Origin of the sequence: Endobacterium panacihumi (assembly GCF_050847465.1) — a bacterium.
In the GTDB taxonomy this organism is placed as follows: domain Bacteria; phylum Pseudomonadota; class Alphaproteobacteria; order Rhizobiales; family Rhizobiaceae; genus Neorhizobium; species Neorhizobium panacihumi.
Window position 1 is genome coordinate 1 of the sequence record NZ_JBOZRA010000015.1, and the last position, 18,619, is coordinate 18,619.

Here is an 18,619-nt window from a genome sequence, read left to right on the forward strand (position 1 = left end):
TCGCGATGCTCGACAGTCTCGCCCGGCACCTCTGCCCTTGCAAGCTCGCCACGCTCCTGCAGGGCCGATCTGATCCCGTCGTTGATGGCGCGCACATCGGCCCGGCGATGCGCCATCGCCACCCGCGTTCCATCCGGACGCTGCTCGCGATCGGCGAGGTAGTCGCGCACGATCTCGCTACGCGCCTCGTCCTTCGTCTCACTGAGCCGGATGTTCCCTTTATCCCGATAGGCGGCCAGGCCCTCGGCCGTGCGATGCGTGGCGAAGGCGACGGACGCCTCCCGCTGCCAGTCCACGCGCTGCCGGCGTATCTCCGAAAGCTCGGCATGTCCGATCTGCTCGGCGATGGCGCGGAACGGCGCGCCGGCCCCGATCGCCTGTAGCTGCTCATGGTCGCCGACAAGAACGATCTTCGCCCCGCGCGCTTCGGCCTCGTTGACGAACCGGGCCATCTGCCGGCTCCCGATCATGCCGGCCTCGTCGATGACGAACACGTCGCCGCGGCCAAGCATCCGCCTCTCGTTTTGCCAGTTGATATCCCACGACGCGAGCGTGCGGCTCTGGATGCCGGAGGACTCCTCCAAGCCCTCGGCCGCCTTCCCCGACAAAGCCGCGCCGTGAACCGTGTAGCCCTGCGCCTCCCATGACTCACGGGCGGCCGCGAGCATGGTGGACTTGCCTGCGCCGGCGAAACCGACAACGGCGGAAATCCGCTCCGGCCCGGTGACATGCTCGATCGCCCGCCGCTGCTCATCGGACAGCCGGGCCGAAGCATCGCTCGCAGGGGACGTTCCCCCGGCGCTGCGCTGAATGGCGGCGTCTTGTCGCTCTATGGCTTGGCTGACATGCCGGCGATCGACGCCATAGTTATGAGCCTCGTGCATCCGCTGCGCGCGCTCGATCATGCCGGATTCGATCTCGACCATTTCGCGGGTCGAATATCGGGCAAGCTCGATCTCGCCCGTCTCGGGATTGCTCCGCTCCCGCTGCAGTTCGACAAGCGCCGGTGAGGCCATCACCTTCGCAAAGGCGCTCTGAAACTCCTGCACGTCGTCGTTGATGTAGCGGTGCAGCGTCCGGGCGATATCGCGCCGATCGAACACGCTCTTTTCCCCGGTGACGATCGTAAGAACCTGTTCCGGTTTCTCCCTGATGAGGTCCGCGTTGCGTTGCGCAGCTTCCTCGTCCAGCCGGGTGCGGGACACTTCAAGCCCGCGCCGCTGCATCTGCGTGGCGTGAACGCCCATGTGCTCGGTCGGCTCAAGCTCAAGCCCGCGCTCCTGATGCGAACGATGGTCAATCCGGATATCCAGACCAGCCATCGCCAGATGCTCGTTTGCGTGGCTCTCCCAAGCTTGCCTGATATCGCGGAGCTGCATTTGCGAAGTCGGAAGATCGTTCGACAGGAGCCACTTGTTCTCCCGCTCGATATAGGTCTTGTCGCCAAGCCCTTCCTTTGTGACCTGCCGCGTCGTCATCAACAGGTGCGCGTGATGGTTCCGAACGTCGGTCTCACTATGCGGGCTGTGAATGGCGAAATCGACGGCTGCCCCGTAGCGGTCGGCCAGGTCCTGGGCGAAGGATCGCGTTAGCTCAAGGCCCTGGTCCGGGTTTAGCTCATGCGGTAGCGCGATTTCAAACTCGCGGGCGACACGTGCGTCTTTGCGGCTCTCGGCAAACTCCGCCGCATTCCAAAGCTTTTCGCGGCTCTTGGCCCATTCGGCGTTCACGCCCTCGGGCAGCACGATTTCGGTGTGCTCGATCCCCTGCTTGCGGGTGAAGTCATGCGTGAGGCCGTCGCGTTCGTTCGTCAGGCGCTCGCCGGCACGATAGGCGGCAGAGGCGACGGCGCTTCTGCCGCCCGCCCGCGATACCGGCTTCATGCTTGCATGATAGATCGCCAACGTCGCCTGCCCTTTCCGATCAGCGATCGGCGCATCTGAGTTGCGAAGCAACTCGTAAGTGCGCCCTTCGAAATTCGCTCGCTACGCTCTCGAATGCCTCGGTGTGGCGCTCGCGGAACCCTCGATGCGATAAAATGAACATCGCATTTGCAGCACAAGAGGGCGTAAATTTCAACCAGCACAAGATCAGAAAACACGTTGAGGTTGGAAAAACGCACGATCTTGAATAGGATTTCCATGAATCAAAGAGGAGCGATGACATGGCCCGAAAATCCATTGAGGAACGGCTTGCCCAACTGGAAGCGCAGAAAAAAGCGCTCAAGGCTCGGCTCGGAAAAGAGGAACGTACAAGAGATACGCGGCGCAAGGTGTTGCTCGGCGCGCTCGTTCTGCATCGCCTGGAGAACGACCGCGATGAATTTTCCAAGGGCCTTACCGACTGGCTGCGCCGCGAACTGCCGGGCTTTCTGACACGCGACGGCGACCAGGAGCTTTTTGACGATCTACTGAAACAGAAGACAGCGGGGAACCCCGGGGAGGCCGCTTCATGAGTCAGGCAAAACTTGCATGGGCCGCTTTCAAGAACATGATGCGCGCGGCTGCCCGTGACCCTCTATGGGCGTTCCTCTCGCTGATCGCCATGCCGTTTCGCATCTGGAAGCCGTTCCTCGTGCTTCTGTTCATCCTCATCATTGTGACGTTCGTCATTGGCATGGGCGGGCGGCTCTTCCTCGAACAAATGGGCTTCGGTCCCGGATCGATTCCTTTTGTCGCGCTCGATCTCGTCACGCTGCTGTTACTGATTGCAATCACCTTCCGGCTTGTCACCAATCCGCTGATTTTGCATTTCGGGGATTTGGAAGGCGAAACCCATGGCTCGGCCCGCTTCGCCACAGACAAGGAAACAGCCGCCCTCGCCCGTGCAGGTTCCGGTCTCCTGATCGGCCGCGATCCGAAATCAAGGAAGCTGCTGCGCTATGATGGCCCGGCCCATCTGCTGACCATGGCCCCGACGCGCACCGGCAAAGGTGTGGGAACCATCATCCCGAATCTGCTGACCGCCGACCGATCTGTGATCTGCATCGATCCCAAAGGGGAGAATGCCAGGATCGCCGGTCGCGCCCGTCGCCAATTCGGCCCTGTTCATGTCCTCGACCCTTTCGGCGCGACGGCTGAACCGCTGGCCGCGTTCAATCCGCTCGACCAGCTCAACCCGAACAGCCTGGACGTGGCCGAAGATGCGAGCACGCTGGCCGACGCTCTCGTGTTCGATGAACCCGGCATGGCCGGCGAGGCGCATTGGAACGACGAAGCCAAGGCGCTCATATCGGGAATGATCCTCCATATCGTCGCGCACGAGCCGGCCAGCCGGCGTTCGCTCATTACCCTGAGGGAGAACCTGACGCTTGCGCCTGAAGCGTTCGCCAGGCTCCTGAAGGATATGCAGGATTCGACCGCCGCCGGCGGCCTGGTCGCCCGAGCCGCCAATCGTCACCTCGGCAAGTCCGATCGCGAAGCGGCCGGCGTGCTCTCGGCGGCGCAGCGCCATACCCATTTCCTCGACAGCCCCCGCATGGCCCGCGTGCTCGGTCGATCGGACTTCCGCTTTGCCGATCTCAAGGGCCGCACGGCAACGATCTTCCTCGTCCTGCCGCCCGATCGGCTCTCGACCTATTCGCGTTGGCTGCGCCTGCTCGTCACCCAAAGCCTGCTCGAAATGGCCCGCACGCCCGGCAAGCCCGCTGTGCCGGTGCTCTATCTGCTCGATGAGTTCGCCACCCTCGGCCACCTGGCTCCCGTCGAGCGCGCCATGGGCCTCATGGCCGGCTACGGCGTCCAGCTCTGGCCGATCCTGCAAGACGTTCACCAGCTGCGCGCCACCTATGGGCAGCGCGCCGGCACCTTCCTGTCGAATGCCGGCGTCCTGCAAATCTTCGGCGTCAACGATCATGAAAGCGCCCGGCTCGTCTCCGATCTGCTCGGGCAGGAAACGGTCGTGTTCCAGACCATGGGCCGCGCCCTCGATTCCGATAAGTCGGGGATCTCCTACGGGGAACAGCATGTCGGCCGACCGCTGCTGACCCCTGATGAGGTCCGCAATCTACCGGAGAATCTCGAACTGCTGTTCCTGGCCGGGCAACGGCCGATCGTCGCCGGCAAGCTCGCCTATTATGCCGATCCGGAATTCAAAGGGGTGTTCGATGCCGCCTAAGTACCCCCTACCTCTCCTTGTTGCGATCGGAACGCTTCTGGCGCTTGCCGCCTGCACTCAGGCCCCCGCCCCTATGGCTACGGCCGAAACGGACATCTGCAATCCCGATGCAGCGCAACGCCTCATCGGCCGGCCCAGGATAACTGACGACGAGGCCAAGCGGCTCACCGGGGCTGGCTCCGTGCGCCAAATCGCACCAGGTCAACCCGTCATCCAAAACTACAGCAATACGCGTCTCACCATCGAGTCCGACCCGGCAACCGGCCGGATCACGGCCGCGTCCTGCGGCTAAACGGACCCGGCTAACGCCGGACTTCTGAGTACGGCCCTCCGGCTCTCTACGGCGCGATGGGGAGCGCGCTCGCCTCCGGGCCGGGCTCGTGCCCCTGGAACGCCCGCAAGAAACCCGCATGGGCTCTCACCGCATCGGCAGCGCCGACCGCTGCCCCGTCGCCCTGCCGCACCCGCAAATCCATCACGATGGCCGCCAGATCATAGAAGCTGGCGCGTTGTGTAAACCAACTCCGGTCTGCCGTACTCCAAAGATGCGGGCGGCGTTCGTACTGCCGCCGATCTCCCTCGACGTAATCGCGAACCCACGTCGCCGGCATGAGCGGAATGATATAGTCGGGCATGGCAACCTCGTCCCCGCGTAACGTCGAGTGGATGACATTGATTGTCAGGTCGATCTCTTGGGGCGTGATACCGAGGCCCGTGAGAAAGACGCGATGCGCCTCGATCTCGGCCGCGCTCATGACCGTTGCCCTGTTGTCATGGCGGACGGCAGCGAGCGCCTTTTCCAATCCTCTGGTCATTTCGTGTTCCTTCGACGGTAGCCCTCGGCCGGCCCGCTCTCTCCATAAAGGGCCGTAGGGGCGGCCGGGGGCGGGCTACAAGCACGACTTTAGCTATTTACGTATTAGCGTATCAACGTGAATACGGCTCAATTGGCGGCAAACCATGTTCGCCAAGCACGGCCGAAAATCCCACCTCGGCCATGGCTTGGATCGTCGTTCCCTCGGCATCTGCGAGCTGACGCAGGCGCTGCCAGTCCGACCGCCGTACCTTCACCGTGAGCGCAACGGTTTCGCCCCCGCCCCTTTTGCGCCTCGGCGTCGGAATCTCGACGCTTGGTCGCGCCGCCTCGTTCATCATGTCGCCGGCATTCTCCGTCGCCTTCGGACGGGTGAAGGCCGCAAGCCCGGTTTTCTTGGTCGCCATCTAAGAACCTCCTTACTTTACGCTGATACGTATCGAGCTATTAACGTTTTAGCGTATCTTTGATCCAAGCCCAAAGAGCGCGTATTTCCTCGGCCGCCTTTCCGTCACTCTCGAACTCGGTCACGGCGCTGCCAGTCGTCACCGCGCGGGAGAATGATCGCCTGTCTGTGATTTCGTGGGGAACGATTGGCAGGCCATACGCTTCCAGCGCAGCGCGTGTTTCCCCAATCTCCGGCGCTCGGAACGGGCAAGCCGACAAGATGAAAGCGCCGCGCACCTTCGCGGCCCTGATGATCTCCACGGCGGCCGGGACCGCTGCAAGGTCGAAGGCCGAAGGACGAACTGGAATCAAGACAAGTTCCGAACGTCTGGCGATCTGACTGGCAGCCGGAGCTGCGTGTGGTGGGCTGTCCACCACGACGAGGCTCATGCCCTCATCCTTGGCCGCTTTGAGCGCCGCCTCTAGGTCGCCGGCCTGGGCTGTCGCCACGATCGGCGTTTGCGCCTCCCGTGCGTTCGCCCAAGCCGTGGCGCTCTCCTGGGGATCGGCATCGATGACGCAAACCCGCTCGCCGCTGGCTTCGGCCGCAACAGCGGTATGAACGGACAACGTGGTTTTGCCGCTTCCGCCCTTCTGACTTAAAAACGCAATCACGTTCATGCGTTAATCCTTTTTTGCGTCAATACGTATCCAAGTATACAGCTAAAGACGTTAAGACGTCTTTAATTCAGTGCGGCCATTCCTCTGCGGGCCAGTCCCGCGCCGTGTGGATCACACGTAAGATGACGACGCTTTCACGGCTGGCGATCGGCCGCAACTCATAGGAAATAATGTAGGGCAGGCGGATGACAGACTTCTCATAGGTGCCGGTCACTCGACCGGGCCGACCGGTCGCGATTTCGCCAAGGGCCTCGCCTGTGTCTCGGAGTCGATCCGCGACACGTCGCGCCGCCGCAGGATTGTCCTCGGCGATAAACGCGATTTGCTCCCGCATGTCGTTCAGCGCTTCGCGCGCCCACGTGACAGGCCGCCTCACGCCTTGCCAGCTCGTTTTGCTTCCGCTGCGTCGATCACGCCGTAGAGTTCGGCCATGGCCTGATCATGCGGCACGACTCGGCCAGCCGCCGCATCGGCCATACCACGCTTAATGCCGTCGATGATTTCCAGCTCGCGCTCGACGTAGGCCGCGACGGCCTCACCGGCCAAGAATGATTTGCTGCGCCGGGTGTCGGTAGCGATCCGATCGAGCTTTTGCTTTACCTCGGGACTGACCCGAATTGTCATCGTGGTGCTGGCTGTCACGGCAGGAACTCCTGTGTTGAACTGTGTACACCATAACACATTGGAACTCTGCCTGCCAAGCCTTTCGAGGAAAGAACGTACGTACAAACGTTAGTACGTATAAACGTAATAACGTTTCGCGCCGCCCTAACCACCTGCTTTTCTCGAAAGCAAATAGTGACCGTTCCGCGAGCTCGGCGGGTGAATTTGGATGTGAAGGTGCCGCGCCGGCCCGCACTTAACGCGGGCCGGAACCGACGCAGGGACGCTATAGCGTCCCGAACAGCGGCGTCCGCTTATTCTTTCCTATCTTTTTTAAAACTAGATGGGGATTCAGTCTGTTTGGCGGACTCACGTTGTTTTATCGATCTCGCAAGGCGGGCAAGCGCCTGTCCCAAGGGGTTATCGCCCACGTCGAACAGGGCCAGTTCGTCCATCGGAAGGCTTGCCCGATGCGCCTCGGTCTCGGCCATGCGCTCGGCTTCGGCCTGTACATGATCGTCGGGCGGGGGAGGGGTCATGCCGAAGCGGCCAAGAAACTGCCTGGCTCGGGCCGGGAGCGACAGGCGGTAGGCATTGCTCGTCTGCTGCACCTGGGGGCCGCGCCCCTCGTTGCCGGTCGGCACGTAGCGCCGCAGCCAGTCGAGGAAGCCATGCGCCCGTAAGTTCTTCAGCGCCCGCACGATCGCGTCACGCGACCGTCTGAGCTTGCCCATGAGCGTGCCTATCGCCGGATCGAGCCGGCCGGTCCTGAAATCCACCAGATTAGCGAACAGCTCTAGCACCTCGATCGCCACCGATCCCAGCGGCCCGCTGCGCTCGCCTGGCTGGCGCTGGGCCAGCTCATAGCGCTTGGCGGCTAGGAGGATCGTGCGCACCTCCTGACGGTTCGTCCGTCGCCAGAATACCCCTTCGCAGCGTCCGGCTGCGCGGGATTGCCTTCGAACGGGCGTGCGTTCCCGTTCGGTCGATGCCCCTGCGAGCATCGCCCCAATTTGTTCAAACATAGTTCCTTCGTCCCTCTCCGTTTGGAGGGCATGAGGAAGGTGGACAACGGACAAAGATTCAGCGTTTCCGCAAGACGTACATCTTGCAGGTTCACTTATGAACGGCTATGTTGGGAGCTGCTTATGGCGGTTCCAACATAGCCGTTTCCGTAATCCGAAAACCCCTTGCCGCTGCTAACGGCTAGGGGTTTTTCATTTCATGCCCTCGGTGCGTTCTCGATATAGAACCTCAAAGCTTCTTCGATGATCGGCATGCGCGATGGCGCACCCCGTTGCTCCTTGATGTGATCGATTGCCTCGATCACATCACTCGGAACATAGGTGTTAAGCGCGACACGACCGGCAGCAAGTTGCCGCGCGCGATGAGCAGCGACGTTCTTGCGAACCTCTTCCGTTCTCCGAATCTCTGTCGTTTCTTGCTTCATAATTAGTAGTAATCGGCAATTTCCGCGATTCTGCAACCCCTTATCTCTAAGGCGCGGGAATCTCGCGTAAATCGGATGCTATAGAGGCACTTGATAAGTGCCGGATAAGCAATCTGAGGCCGACTCAACATCTCGAATAAACGTTAATACGTCAGTACGTATCGACGCCAGTACGTTCAATAGCTCGATAGAGGGTCGCCGGATGGACCTTGAACGCTCGCGCAACAGCGCGAGGCTTCTCGCCGTCCTCGATGAGCTGGCGCGCAAGCACGATCTGCTCGGCCGATAGGGCAGGGGGGCGGCCGAACCGGACGCCTTTCGTCTTCGCAGCGGCTCGGCCGCTACTGGTGCGCTCATGAATTAGGGAACGCTCGAACTCGGCAATGCCGGCGAAGATGGTCAGCACCATGCGGCCGGCCGGCGACGTGGTGTCAGCCCATGGTTCGGCCAAAGACCGCAAGCCGGCCTTGGCCGCGTCCAGCAGCTCCGCAATGTCGAGAAGATCGCGCGTCGATCGCGCGAGGCGGTCCAGCCGGGTGATTGTAACCACGTCGCCATCGCGGAGCTGGTCGAGCAACGCAGTGAGTTGCGGCCGATCGCGTTTCGCTCCGGACACCTTTTCCTCAAAGATGCGCTTGCACCCCGCCGCCTTCAGCGCCGCGCGCTGTTGGTCCAGGGTCTGATCGTCTGTCGAAACGCGGGCATATCCAATGAACAAGGCGGTTTCCGTTTGCTGTGGCGCTGTCCGGAATCTACCGCGTGCAATCCGTCGCGGAAATATGTATTTTGCGACAAGACAAATATCAGGCGCGAAATCACGAAAAACTCGGGAATTTTGCGACGGGTGGCTGATATCGACCCAAGCTCCCTAGACTTCAACATTCTTTCGATCTACTTTGATGCTTGGCAAGCCTGAAAATAACATCAGGTTTCAGCCCCTTGCATCGCCTACCGCAATAAATTGCGGTTCCGGCCTGCGCTTCATCCCTAAAATTCAATGCAATCTCACCGCATACGCGGAAGGAGTTTCTATGGCTAACGCCGAACATATGTTCGTCGTGACCGGCGGCCCCGGTTCCGGCAAAAGTAGTCTAATTAACGCCATGACCCGGCGCGGCTTCCGCACGATGCCCGAGGCCGGTCGTGCGATCATACAAGATCAGGTCAGGATCGGCGGACCAGCCTTGCCTTGGGCGGATCGGGCTATCTTTGCCGAACTTATGTTGGGTTGGGAACTGCGTTCCTACCACGAGGCTCTTGCAAGTGACGCGCTTGTCCTGATGGATCGCGGTATACCTGATGTTGTCGGCTATCTCACCCTCTGCGGCATGCCTGTCCCAGCTCATATCGAGGCGGCCGCGCAAATCCATCCTTACAGCAAGCGGGTTTTCCTGGCCCCGTATTGGGACGCCATTTTCACGCAGGACACCGAGCGCAAACAGGATCGGCAAGAGGCCGAGGCAACCGGCCGGGTCATGGCTGAAACTTATTCTCGGTTAGGGTATCAGATTGTTGAGCTTCCGCTGGTGGGGATCGAGCAGCGCGCCGACTTCATGGCGGACAGTCTGCGAGCTATGTCGCAAATCTCCTAACATTTGCGCCGAAATCGCCGCCCTTGAAAAATCAAGGAAATTTTTGTCGCGAAACTCACTCGCAAAAGTCAGACTTTCGCGAGTGAGTTTCGCGACAATTTCAATCAAGCCTGCATCACTTCGGTCTCAGAGAAATCGAGGTTCGAAGGCTTGTCGAGAAATGGCCCTCTTCCAGTCGTCACCGGCACCCCGCGATCAACTGTTGAAAGATCGAATGCGCGCGCCCTGACCTGTCCGTATCCCTTCAAGATCACGCCATAGTGCAGGGTCATCGCGTCTTCCGGCACGTCGAGAATGATGCTTCTTTCTGCCCAAGGCTCGGTTCCAGAAAGTGCGCCATGCTGCTTTCGCCGCAGCATGTTGTCGAAGCGTAGAACGCGGCCAGTCGCGTCATCTACACGCATCCAGATCGAGCCTGCATCGGCGTCTTCCGTTGTTAGCTCCGCCGACAGCTTGACCCGCTCACCCGTGAAATGATCGGCCAGCACACTCTGCATGAGGCTTGCAAAATGATCGCCGGAAAGATCAACGCCACTTTCCCGTTTCAGGCGGCTTTCAACAAGTGCTGTTCCTGCCTCGCGTGGGTCGATACCGGCGCGATAATATTTCTGATCTGTCTGATTGGTGATTGCCCAATCGCGTGGCAGCGGGAGGGCCGTTAAGGTCGGGCTTGCGGCATCTATACGTGCCGCAAGCGTATTCCAGTCTGGCAGGCCGTATTGCTTCGCGACGAGTTCAAGGCAGTCACTGTGTGTCAATGACACCTTCCGCTCGGCAAGAGCTTGCCGCAGTGCTTTCGCCATTAATTTGGCGTCGAGATAGGAGTGCATGGTTTTTCCTCGCAAGGGGCGAATTCGAAAGCCAGTGCCCGCATTGCTGACGGATCGCCCCTGAAATTGAGGTCAAACCACGATAATCATACGTTCACCATCCCCAAAGCGGGGGCGGGCGGCAGGCCGTATATGCCTCGAATCGAGGCTAACATGCATGAGGAAACAGTCAACAGGATCTGAAGTCAGCATTTCTGCGAATCTTTCGATGCTGACGAAGGGACGCCATGCCGGACTCTCAAGGCGGAAACATCGTAGCCGCCATCCGCGAGCTTTTCCTCTGCCTGGACTCTGATGGCCTGAACCATTGCCCGCAAAGCACTATCGTATGCGCACCTGTCATCCATTTTCGTGTAGACGAGATCGTGCTCGGCTGGCTCCCACGTATCGAGACTTGCCAGATTGTGTTGAGCTTGCACTTCGAGGTGGTCGAGCGCCCGCGCAAACCGGGCTTCGGGCGTCGTCGCGGCTTCGTATTCGTGCCACAGCGACGAAATGAGCCTCCCGCTCTCACCGGGAAGCATGGCTTGAATCTCGGACATGGCCGCGAGTTCTGCTTCCATTTTGGCGTTCTTACGATCGGATACCTCGAAAACGGGAATATCGCCCACCTCCGCCTCTGCAAGGTCATGCACAATGATCAGCTTGAGAACATGGCCGAGATCGACGGGGTGTTCGAGGATCGGCGCCAGCGTAATAGCCATGAGCGCCATCATCCATGTGTGTTCGGCTACGCTCTCCTGCCGGCCGTCTGATAACCATGAGTGGCGCAGCTCGGCTTTGAGGCGTTCAGCCAATCTAAAGAAGTCAAGGAGAGCAAGGGCAGCGGTTGGATTCTGAAGCGGATCAGACACCGGCAGTTTCCTCTTCGCTGACCGACGCCATGGTGATCGCGGCTGCAAAGGAGCGACCGAGACCCCCATGCAAATTCAGGCACCGCTCAAACCAGATGTTCATCGGGTCGTTTTCTTCCAGAATTTGAAATGTCGTCGTCGTTCTCACCCATTGGAAAGCGCCGAAGACGATATAGTCGGGGAAGAGCGGCGACGAGCCGCCAATGAAAGGCTGGTAGGTCAACATTGAGCGCAGCGGCTCCAAGGCTGAGCGGAATGCGGCAAGCTTCGCGCCGCGATCTTGCGCAACCTCTTCCAGTGTGCGTCCGAACTTGGCTTCGCGGCTTTTCCTGAAATAGGTCGCGCTTTCTGGCTCCAGGAGGCCAACTTCCTCCATCAGGGTTGCCACCCCGATATAGGGATGAAGCGTGAGCTGAGACCACCGCTCGATGAAACGGGCCATCGATCTACCACCGTCACCATCGAACAAGGCAGGGCGCGCGGGATAGGCTTCATCGAGGTAGAGCGCGATCGCAAAGGAATCGGCAATGACCCGCTCGCCATCGCGAATGACGGGGATCGTTCTGGAAGCCCCGTTCTCGACCTGCGGAACCCCGACAAAAGTCGTCGGAACGGTCTGATACTCAAGCCCCTTGTGAGCTAGAGACATGCGCGTTTTCCAGCAATGAGGGCTGAAGCGGATATCAACGCTGGAACCGACAAGATCATAAAGAACAATTGTCATCGCAATTCCTTGGATGAATCGAAAGCATCATCTTTCAGCTAAGCTGCCGATCGATACAAGTTTATGATGCCGTGTCCATTTTTCGCAAAAGTCCAGACATTTGATCAATATGTTGTCCTGACTTCTGCAACGCTGCAAAATCAGGAGTTGCGCGACATAAGGGGCGCGGAGGAATTTAGTTCTGGATCACCAGATCAAAAGACCTTGGCGGGCAGACGCGCTCGAAATAGTAGCTTTCAACATCATCCCAAACAGCGTGCCACCCGGCTAAGAAGTCCTCCGCGCCCTGTTCGCGCGCAGCAGTCCGTTCATGCCGCACTTTGGTCGGTACATCCACGATCACGGCGAGGTCGATCAAATCCCGAAGGAACGGAGATGCGGAATAAGCTCCTTCGAGCAGAATCGTGGGCGCTGGCGCGACTTCGGTAAATTCGTCCTTGAGGCTGTAAGTGCCGTCCGGGCCTAGTCCCTGCATGAAGTCGAAAGCTCGCCACTGTGCAGGTTCCCCCTTGCGTAGAGGCCCTATTGCCTCGCGAACGCGGTCCCACTCGAAAACGCCGTTCAACCGTTCCGCCACGGTTTTATGGGGCCACTCGGATTCGGGAACCTGCGTCTGATAGAAGTCGTCCAGCGTAACCAAGGCTATGTCGGCCAGCTTCGCCAACCTTGCCGCAATCGTTGACTTGCCGGAGCCGCTTCCCCCGTCGAGCGCTACGACAACAGGGCGTGCGAGTTCTGCGCGGAGAGCTTCTATTCTCTCGGATATATGGAGTTCAGGTGGCTTCATTGTTCAATCAACTTCGATGATTCCCAAAGCCCGCGACAATGGCGGGCTCCGGGAGAAGTGCGACGGTCACGCAGCCAGCGCGGCAGCTTCCGGCTTCCGTTCCACAAGCGCCCAAATGTGGCCGAAGGGGTCGAAGATCGAGGCTATACGCCGGCCGAGCGTGTCGGTCTGGATTTGGTCACGGATCACAGCGCCGGCCGCAACGGCGTGCCCGAAGACGGCATCAATATCGGCAACATTGATCTGAAATATCGCACTGACTGCCCCGGCCTGCTTCGGGAAGAACGGCCCGCCATAGGAGGGCATCTTTTCACGATTCGGATTGGAGCCGGCGACCGTCACCGGCAGCTCACCGAACCGCATGGCCACGCCCGCGAGAGCGCCGTCTATGCTGTAAGTGTCTACCTCCTGCGCCCCGAAAGCCGCCTCGTAGAAATTCGCAGCTTCTCGCTCACGCCCATGTTCAACAAACAAAGAAAGCTGAATGCTGATGTCTTCGGCCATTCTAATCCTCGCTTCATCGTCCTGAATCACATCTACCAAAATACCTGAAACTTGGTCGAACCGATGGCACCAGGCGAGTTTGAGGCAGGGTTCAGGATTAGCGCGACAAGTGCGATGTAAGAAAATCGGCCGCGCTCCGGTGCGCTGCGCTGGCATTGCGGGTTCCCGCTCTCAAGAAAAAGTCGTGTCCGCCGCCCTCGTAAACATCAAGGGTAACAGGTCCGCCAAGCTGTTGCGCCGTCCGTTGCAGCTCCCGGCCGATCGACAAGGGGAAAGTCTGGTCGGCGCTGCCCCAAATCAAATGCAGGGGCGGCTGAGCGGACAGGCTGCGAATAACCGTTCGGGAAACCGCCATCGACCAGCACCAGGGCGTCAATGTCGCTTCGCCCGACCGAAGCCGCAGAAGCGATTTGCGCGCCAAGGGAGATTCCGAGAACGCCGACCTTACCGCCGTGACGCGATTGCCCCTCAAGATGGGCGGCTACACCTTGAACGGCGGAAATCCAGTCCGGCAACCGCTGCGCATAATAGGCGATGCGCGCCCGCGCGCTGCCCGCCGTGGCGATGGCGTCGAGATCGGCCACGGACAGGACGTGAACGAGATAGGCATTCAAACCCGCCGCCCGGAACGTCTGGCCGATCTCGTCATAGACGGCGGCTCCAAAACCCTTGCTGCCGCTCAAGATCACTACAGCCGGGCAAGTTGCGTTCGCGCAGTTCCCGAAGCTCTCGACCAAAATCCCGCCGCTGGCGGTTGGCACGGTGAACTCTTGTAGAGGCGCTTGAGCGTTGGCTCCTGCTGGAAGAAAGGAAATGGCTAGGGCCGCGATAATGACATTGAATAGATGCATGAACCTGTCTTGTTTTTTGTAGCAAGAATCCCGAAATCTCCGACCCGATCAGCGCGCGTTATGGAGCTGCCTTCTCGATCTCCTGCAACAGGTTGACGAAATGGCTGGTTCGCACGCCCTTCGCGTTCTGTGCCGGGTCAACGATCTGCACCACAACCAGCCGCTTTGACGGAACGAAGGCGATGGCTTGGCCGCCATAACCGGAAGCAAGGGCAGCGCCGGGGCCGAAGACTTGGGGATTCAGCGTCCACCAAAGATAGCCGTATCCCATGCTCCCGCGATCAGTGAGGGAATAGGCGGTAGTGGACTCTCTCACCCACGAGGCCGGGATAATTTGCCTACCGTTCCACCGGCCGCCATCAAGAAAGAGCTGGCCGAAGCGGGCCGCGTCTCTGGCGCTGAGATTGAACGGATAAGCCGGGTGCTCCGACTGACGTTCAGCGATATACCTGCCATCCCGTGCCGAAAAATCCTCCATGCCGATCGGCGCGGCGATCCGCTGCGCGAAGCTACGGAAAATGTCCTCCCCGGTCTGTTGCCGATAGATCGTGCCAAGCGCGTTGAAATCCCAGTTATTATACCACCAGAAGGTGCCGGGTGCGTGACTGCCGCGCTCGGGCCTGTTCCGCCGCATGTCCCCGGTTTCGTAGGCGGCAGGATGATAGATGCCGGATCGCGCCATAAGCAGATCGCGCACGGTCGCCTGCTTCTCGGTCGCCGTGAGAACCGGGGCCTTATCGTCAATGCCGAGATCGGCAAGGGTGCTGGCGAGACTGATCCGACCCTCCGAAACCGCGATGCCGTAAAGCGCGCTCAACAGGCTCTTGCGAACGGAAGCGACATTCACCTCGCGGGACACGTCGCCCCAACTGGCGATCACCTTGCCGTCCTGCACAACCATGACAGCCGTGGATTTCAGGCTGGCGGCATAGTCCTGCGCCGAATTCAGCTTCTCGACAGACCAGCCAGACGACGCAGGATCGGCGCTTTGCCACGGCTGCGCGCCTGCATTTCCTACGATGGAAAAGAAGATTAAGGCAGTAATGGCAAAGACAATTTCTCGCATAAATATCCCTGAATTCTTGTCGCAAAAATCCCAAAACCCGCGACTACTACGCACGGTCGAAGACGTCAGGCTGCAACTTTCCGTCCTTCATAAGATGCTGCAAGGTATAGGATATCGAAAGCGCATCATCGAGCGCGTCGTGGCCCTGTAATGGGGGATGCTCAAGACCATAATAGTCGGCAAGCTTGTTGCTAGGTGTCTTCGCCAAATCCTCGATCGGCATACCTGCTGCAAGCAGAAGCTTGACGGCATTGTCAAAACGATGGGCCGGAATAGGAGGATGGACACCGGCGACGTAACAGCTGATCGCTACCATATTCAGCTCGTCCTTGCCCCATGACCAAAATCGCACGCCCTCCGAGAAGCTATCGACACCGGCAAGGGCATCCTGCAAGGATACGCCCTCAGCCTCGATGTTCTCTTCGGTAATACCGGTCAGCTTGGTGAAGAACGGATCGATGGCATACCTGTTGCCAAACCGGTCGATCGGCCGGACATAGGCTTTGTATGTCCCCAAAAGAGGAAAATCACCTTCAAGCCCAAGCTTGACAGCACCGATCTGCGCGATGACAGGATCGGGATCGTGAGCCGCGCACCAGAACCGGCGCTGAGAGCCTTCGAGGCAAAGAAATTCGCAGTCAAATACGATCGCAGTTTTCATAAATCATCTTCCTCTAATTTCTAACGAATGATTTCTGTCACAAGATAATCCTGTTTCATTGCGCCGGCACTGAAACGTTGATTGTGCAGCGCTGATCTTTCTTCGCCTTGGCGGCCGTCTCGGCGCACGCGGCAAGCGCCTCCTGATTAGCGCGTACCAGGCTGTTGGCATCGACCAGGTTGCGCCACCCTCCGGGGCTTGCCGACTGCATCAGCGCGATGCCGGCGTTCCATCGATCAGCGTTCATGGCAGTCGACGCAACGGCCATATCGACCGAGCCGGGCAGCACGCGCGGCGCGAACAGAGTCAGCATGAGGCCGAGGATCAAACCGGCCGCCCCCACACCACAAAGCCACCAATCCTGTTCACGGCGCTCCCGTGCGGTCCTGACGAACTCGCGAAGATCGCCGGTCACGCGCTCGAGGGCTTGTCCTCGAGCTTCGATCGTGCGCCCTGCCCCCTCCGAAACCCGATCGCCGGCGTTCTCGAGCGCGCGGGCGTAGTGATCCGGGCCGTTCCTGAGCGCCGGCAATTTCTGCAAAGCTTCGAGATGCTGGCCGACGACGGCAACCTGTTTGACGATGCGGCCAAGCTCGGGGCCGTAATCGGGCGGCTGGTGGATTTTCTCGAATTCCTCGAACGCCGCTTCCACGCCCTTGCGGATGACCGTCATTTCGCCGCCGACATCGCGCGTCAGCTTCTCGATCGATCGCCGTAATGTATCGAAAGCCTGGGCCGGGTCGGTTCCTGCGTTCTGCTCGTCCGGTTCTGCTCCCTCGCTATAATCCGTCATCGCGTCTCCTATCGTTCCATTCCAAGGCTCTGGCTCCGGCCGCGCGAAAGGCTCTGCTCCATGTTGCGGGCGAGACTTTCGCTCTGGCGCACATGACCGATTCCGAGGTCCTGGCTCCGATTACGCAGGACCGATTCAACCTGGGGATCGCGCTCAAGGCCCTTCACCATGCCGCGCATTTCCCCCTCAACCTTTCCGCGCGCCTCATCATGCTGCCAGCCGCGAAGCCCCTGGCGTTCGCCCTGGAGCTCCTGCCAGCGGTTGACGAAGCGCTCGGCCCTGACGTTCGGGTCCGCCAGTGCGGCCCGCTCCCGATCCATGCCGGCGACGAGCTGGCCGGTGCGCTCGCGGCCGGAAAGCTCGGTCATCGCCCGTCGCGTCTCCGGATCGTGCTGCAAGGCCGACACCATCAGCGCCGCCCCTCCCGGCCGGGCCTGGTCGAGCTGCTGGCCGGCCTGTCGCAATTCCTGGCGTTGCGCTTCGAGGATCGGCACCCCCTCGCGAACGTTCCTGTCCGCCCCATCGAAGGCCCGCGCATAGCGCTCGACGGCGCGTTCCATGTCGTTCGGCCGCCGCAAGCGATCTGCCAGACTGTCGGTATGGGCGCGATCCGGCGCCGACGCATCCCGCAACCGCTCCCCTCTTTCCGGCGGCTCTTGGCCGGGCTGAGATGCCCCACGGCCTGCATTGAGCTTCAGACCGTCGAACATGCTGCGCCGGGGTGTCTCTGCCCTCTCCGGCCGCTCCTGGGCCTGCTCGGGGCGGTTCTCTGCGGCCGGCCGCTCGGCGGCTGCGCTGCGCCCGAGTTTCAGGCCGTCGAACATGCCTCGGCGCTGACGCTGCTGCCGATCGTCGCCGCGATCCTGGGCGAGATCCTCGGCCACTTTTTCGGCCTCGATGCCCGGCCGCTGTGCCCGATCCTGTGAATGACGCTCGGCCCGGGTTTGCTCCTGCATCGACTCCCTGTCCGGACGTAGCTCGATCTCGCTTGTGACCCCCATTTGCTCCGCGATCCCGCGCCGCTCGGCGAAATCGCGCGTGTAATCGAGCGTCGTTTCCTTCACGCCCGATCGGCTGAGCCGGCTTTCAAGTTGGGCGTAGGCCAGCTCGCCGCCCTCATGCACCTTCCACGCATTGCGCTCGGCCGTTGTGCCGTCTGGAAGGCGCACCGTCTCCGATCCGCGATGCTCAAGGCCGATCTTGTCCCCGATCTCCGGTCCGGCTTCCTTCATGGCGCGCTCAAGGTCCACGCCCCAAATCGTGTGTTTCTGGCCGCGATCGTTTTCCAGCGTCACGAAATAACTGTCGCGGTTCTTCGGGTCGTTCTGATAGGGCGCGGCCCCGTGCTCGACCAGGCGGCCCGCGTTGCGGCCGGCAAACTCGTCCATGCCGGCATAGAGCTGCACGCCGTCGCGATGCCGGGTCATGGCGACATAGGTGAGATGCCGGTCCATCGTGGCCGACGCCATCACAAAGGCGCGGTCGACCGTCGCGCCCTGGTTCTTGTGGATCGTCGTCGCATAGCCGTGGTCGAACGCCCGATAGTCGTCGGTCGGTATACTGATGCTGTCGCCGCTTCCCTTGCCGCCTGGGCCGTCGAGCTGGGCGACGATCCTGGGGCCGGCACCCGGTCGGCCGGCCTCGACGCGCTCGACCGTCGCAAGCATCCCGTTCTTGACGCCAAGGTCGCGATCGTTCTCAAGGAACACGAGGCGGTCGCCCGGCGCGAATTCGCGCTTGCCGTCATTGGTCTGGAACGTCAGTGCCCGGCCAACCCCTTCGCGATGCTCGACAGTCTCGCCCGGCACCTCTGCCCTTGCAAGCTCGCCACGCTCCTGCAGGGCCGATCTGATCCCGTCGTTGATGGCGCGCACATCGGCCCGGCGATGCGCCATCGCCACCCGCG

22 protein-coding genes and 1 pseudogene are annotated in these 18,619 nt (G+C 60.6%); 4 read left to right on the forward strand and 19 right to left on the reverse strand.

What is annotated here, in order from left to right:
- Nucleotides 1-1,904 (reverse strand): Ti-type conjugative transfer relaxase TraA (traA, locus tag ACRQ1B_RS28975; RefSeq protein ID WP_432297810.1); only part of this gene is annotated, 1,904 nt, incomplete at its 3' end.
- 260 nt (nt 1,905-2,164) lie between these two features.
- Here traA and ACRQ1B_RS28980 point away from each other — a divergent pair.
- The 3 genes from ACRQ1B_RS28980 to ACRQ1B_RS28990 all read left to right on the forward strand — a co-directional run bounded on the left by ACRQ1B_RS28980 (nt 2,165) and on the right by ACRQ1B_RS28990 (nt 4,408).
- Entirely contained in the window at nt 2,165-2,455 is a 291-nt protein-coding gene (locus ACRQ1B_RS28980) for a mobilization protein (RefSeq protein ID WP_432297811.1), read from the forward strand.
- Nucleotides 2,452-4,116 (forward strand): type IV secretory system conjugative DNA transfer family protein, encoded by a 1,665-nt coding sequence (locus ACRQ1B_RS28985; RefSeq protein WP_432297812.1) that lies wholly within the window; start codon nt 2,452-2,454, stop codon nt 4,114-4,116. The genes ACRQ1B_RS28980 and ACRQ1B_RS28985 overlap by 4 nt, the downstream gene beginning before the upstream one ends.
- A gap of 73 nt (nt 4,117-4,189) precedes the next feature.
- Complete coding sequence (locus ACRQ1B_RS28990; RefSeq protein WP_432297813.1) at nt 4,190-4,408, forward strand: I78 family peptidase inhibitor; 219 nt, start codon at nt 4,190-4,192, stop codon at nt 4,406-4,408.
- Between the two features lie 46 nt (nt 4,409-4,454).
- Here the strand turns inward: ACRQ1B_RS28990 and ACRQ1B_RS28995 are convergent, their stop codons facing one another.
- From ACRQ1B_RS28995 to ACRQ1B_RS29030, 8 genes are all read right to left on the reverse strand, one after another.
- Nucleotides 4,455-4,931 carry a hypothetical protein gene (locus tag ACRQ1B_RS28995; RefSeq protein WP_432297815.1) on the reverse strand — a complete coding sequence of 159 codons (477 nt, stop codon included), beginning with the start codon at nt 4,929-4,931 and terminating at the stop codon, nt 4,455-4,457.
- A gap of 112 nt (nt 4,932-5,043) precedes the next feature.
- Complete coding sequence (locus tag ACRQ1B_RS29000; RefSeq protein WP_432297816.1) at nt 5,044-5,337, reverse strand: hypothetical protein; 294 nt, start codon at nt 5,335-5,337, stop codon at nt 5,044-5,046.
- 40 nt (nt 5,338-5,377) lie between these two features.
- Complete coding sequence (parA, locus tag ACRQ1B_RS29005; protein ID WP_432297817.1) at nt 5,378-5,998, reverse strand: ParA family partition ATPase; 621 nt, start codon at nt 5,996-5,998, stop codon at nt 5,378-5,380.
- Between the two features lie 67 nt (nt 5,999-6,065).
- Nucleotides 6,066-6,374: a type II toxin-antitoxin system RelE/ParE family toxin gene (locus ACRQ1B_RS29010; RefSeq protein ID WP_432297818.1), complete on the reverse strand. Its 309-nt coding sequence runs from the start codon at nt 6,372-6,374 to the stop codon at nt 6,066-6,068.
- Nucleotides 6,371-6,640, reverse strand: a complete 270-nt coding sequence (locus ACRQ1B_RS29015) for a CopG family ribbon-helix-helix protein (RefSeq protein WP_377307372.1) — start codon at nt 6,638-6,640, stop codon at nt 6,371-6,373. The genes ACRQ1B_RS29010 and ACRQ1B_RS29015 overlap by 4 nt, the downstream gene beginning before the upstream one ends.
- Nucleotides 6,641-6,915: 275 nt before the next feature.
- Nucleotides 6,916-7,626: a helix-turn-helix domain-containing protein gene (locus ACRQ1B_RS29020; protein ID WP_432297819.1), complete on the reverse strand. Its 711-nt coding sequence runs from the start codon at nt 7,624-7,626 to the stop codon at nt 6,916-6,918.
- 197 nt (nt 7,627-7,823) lie between these two features.
- Nucleotides 7,824-8,051: a ribbon-helix-helix protein, CopG family gene (locus ACRQ1B_RS29025; RefSeq protein ID WP_174109847.1), complete on the reverse strand. Its 228-nt coding sequence runs from the start codon at nt 8,049-8,051 to the stop codon at nt 7,824-7,826.
- A 151-nt stretch (nt 8,052-8,202) separates the two neighbouring features.
- Entirely contained in the window at nt 8,203-8,769 is a 567-nt protein-coding gene (locus ACRQ1B_RS29030) for a recombinase family protein (RefSeq protein ID WP_432297822.1), read from the reverse strand.
- Between the two features lie 313 nt (nt 8,770-9,082).
- On the opposite strand from ACRQ1B_RS29030, the gene ACRQ1B_RS29035 reads away from it, so the two are divergent.
- Nucleotides 9,083-9,643 (forward strand): AAA family ATPase, encoded by a 561-nt coding sequence (locus tag ACRQ1B_RS29035; RefSeq protein WP_432297823.1) that lies wholly within the window; start codon nt 9,083-9,085, stop codon nt 9,641-9,643.
- 104 nt (nt 9,644-9,747) lie between these two features.
- Here ACRQ1B_RS29035 and ACRQ1B_RS29040 read toward each other — a convergent pair whose 3' ends face one another.
- The 10 genes and pseudogenes from ACRQ1B_RS29040 to ACRQ1B_RS29085 all read right to left on the reverse strand — a co-directional run.
- Nucleotides 9,748-10,473, reverse strand: a complete 726-nt coding sequence (locus tag ACRQ1B_RS29040; RefSeq protein WP_432297824.1) for a glyoxalase superfamily protein — start codon at nt 10,471-10,473, stop codon at nt 9,748-9,750.
- A 185-nt stretch (nt 10,474-10,658) separates the two neighbouring features.
- Entirely contained in the window at nt 10,659-11,327 is a 669-nt protein-coding gene (locus ACRQ1B_RS29045) for an HD domain-containing protein (protein ID WP_432297826.1), read from the reverse strand.
- Complete coding sequence (locus ACRQ1B_RS29050) at nt 11,320-12,051, reverse strand: glutathione S-transferase family protein (protein ID WP_432297828.1); 732 nt, start codon at nt 12,049-12,051, stop codon at nt 11,320-11,322. The genes ACRQ1B_RS29045 and ACRQ1B_RS29050 overlap by 8 nt, the downstream gene beginning before the upstream one ends.
- Nucleotides 12,052-12,226: 175 nt before the next feature.
- Nucleotides 12,227-12,838, reverse strand: coding sequence for a uridine kinase family protein (locus tag ACRQ1B_RS29055; protein ID WP_432297829.1), 612 nt, complete (start codon nt 12,836-12,838; stop codon nt 12,227-12,229).
- A gap of 66 nt (nt 12,839-12,904) precedes the next feature.
- Nucleotides 12,905-13,342, reverse strand: coding sequence for a VOC family protein (locus ACRQ1B_RS29060; RefSeq protein WP_432297830.1), 438 nt, complete (start codon nt 13,340-13,342; stop codon nt 12,905-12,907).
- Nucleotides 13,343-13,548: 206 nt separating this feature from the next.
- Nucleotides 13,549-14,193 (reverse strand): alpha/beta fold hydrolase, encoded by a 645-nt coding sequence (locus ACRQ1B_RS29065; protein WP_432297831.1) that lies wholly within the window; start codon nt 14,191-14,193, stop codon nt 13,549-13,551.
- A 58-nt stretch (nt 14,194-14,251) separates the two neighbouring features.
- Nucleotides 14,252-15,259, reverse strand: a complete 1,008-nt coding sequence (locus ACRQ1B_RS29070) for a serine hydrolase domain-containing protein (protein WP_432297833.1) — start codon at nt 15,257-15,259, stop codon at nt 14,252-14,254.
- 46 nt (nt 15,260-15,305) lie between these two features.
- Nucleotides 15,306-15,920: a 3'-5' exonuclease gene (locus ACRQ1B_RS29075; RefSeq protein WP_432297834.1), complete on the reverse strand. Its 615-nt coding sequence runs from the start codon at nt 15,918-15,920 to the stop codon at nt 15,306-15,308.
- A 55-nt stretch (nt 15,921-15,975) separates the two neighbouring features.
- Nucleotides 15,976-16,713, reverse strand: coding sequence for a DUF6118 family protein (locus tag ACRQ1B_RS29080; RefSeq protein WP_432297835.1), 738 nt, complete (start codon nt 16,711-16,713; stop codon nt 15,976-15,978).
- 8 nt (nt 16,714-16,721) lie between these two features.
- Nucleotides 16,722-18,619, reverse strand: a pseudogene (locus ACRQ1B_RS29085) (Ti-type conjugative transfer relaxase TraA); the annotation flags it as partial.

What these genes read in the sequence shown, in the direction of transcription:
- ACRQ1B_RS28980 (WP_432297811.1), top strand. Translation starts at nt 2,165, where the DNA reads ATGGCCCGAAAATCCATTGAGGAACGGCTTGCCCAACTGGAAGCGCAG.
- ACRQ1B_RS28985 (WP_432297812.1), top strand. Translation starts at nt 2,452, where the DNA reads ATGAGTCAGGCAAAACTTGCATGGGCCGCTTTCAAGAACATGATGCGC.
- ACRQ1B_RS28990 (WP_432297813.1), top strand. Translation starts at nt 4,190, where the DNA reads ATGGCTACGGCCGAAACGGACATCTGCAATCCCGATGCAGCGCAACGC.
- ACRQ1B_RS28995 (WP_432297815.1), bottom strand. Translation starts at nt 4,931, where the DNA reads ATGACCAGAGGATTGGAAAAGGCGCTCGCTGCCGTCCGCCATGACAAC.
- ACRQ1B_RS29000 (WP_432297816.1), bottom strand. Translation starts at nt 5,337, where the DNA reads ATGGCGACCAAGAAAACCGGGCTTGCGGCCTTCACCCGTCCGAAGGCG.
- parA (WP_432297817.1), bottom strand. Translation starts at nt 5,998, where the DNA reads ATGAACGTGATTGCGTTTTTAAGTCAGAAGGGCGGAAGCGGCAAAACC.
- ACRQ1B_RS29020 (WP_432297819.1), bottom strand. Translation starts at nt 7,626, where the DNA reads ATGTTTGAACAAATTGGGGCGATGCTCGCAGGGGCATCGACCGAACGG.
- ACRQ1B_RS29025 (WP_174109847.1), bottom strand. Translation starts at nt 8,051, where the DNA reads ATGAAGCAAGAAACGACAGAGATTCGGAGAACGGAAGAGGTTCGCAAG.
- ACRQ1B_RS29035 (WP_432297823.1), top strand. Translation starts at nt 9,083, where the DNA reads ATGGCTAACGCCGAACATATGTTCGTCGTGACCGGCGGCCCCGGTTCC.
- ACRQ1B_RS29040 (WP_432297824.1), bottom strand. Translation starts at nt 10,473, where the DNA reads ATGCACTCCTATCTCGACGCCAAATTAATGGCGAAAGCACTGCGGCAA.
- ACRQ1B_RS29050 (WP_432297828.1), bottom strand. Translation starts at nt 12,051, where the DNA reads ATGACAATTGTTCTTTATGATCTTGTCGGTTCCAGCGTTGATATCCGC.
- ACRQ1B_RS29055 (WP_432297829.1), bottom strand. Translation starts at nt 12,838, where the DNA reads ATGAAGCCACCTGAACTCCATATATCCGAGAGAATAGAAGCTCTCCGC.
- ACRQ1B_RS29060 (WP_432297830.1), bottom strand. Translation starts at nt 13,342, where the DNA reads ATGGCCGAAGACATCAGCATTCAGCTTTCTTTGTTTGTTGAACATGGG.
- ACRQ1B_RS29065 (WP_432297831.1), bottom strand. Translation starts at nt 14,193, where the DNA reads ATGCATCTATTCAATGTCATTATCGCGGCCCTAGCCATTTCCTTTCTT.
- ACRQ1B_RS29070 (WP_432297833.1), bottom strand. Translation starts at nt 15,259, where the DNA reads ATGCGAGAAATTGTCTTTGCCATTACTGCCTTAATCTTCTTTTCCATC.
- ACRQ1B_RS29075 (WP_432297834.1), bottom strand. Translation starts at nt 15,920, where the DNA reads ATGAAAACTGCGATCGTATTTGACTGCGAATTTCTTTGCCTCGAAGGC.
- ACRQ1B_RS29080 (WP_432297835.1), bottom strand. Translation starts at nt 16,713, where the DNA reads ATGACGGATTATAGCGAGGGAGCAGAACCGGACGAGCAGAACGCAGGA.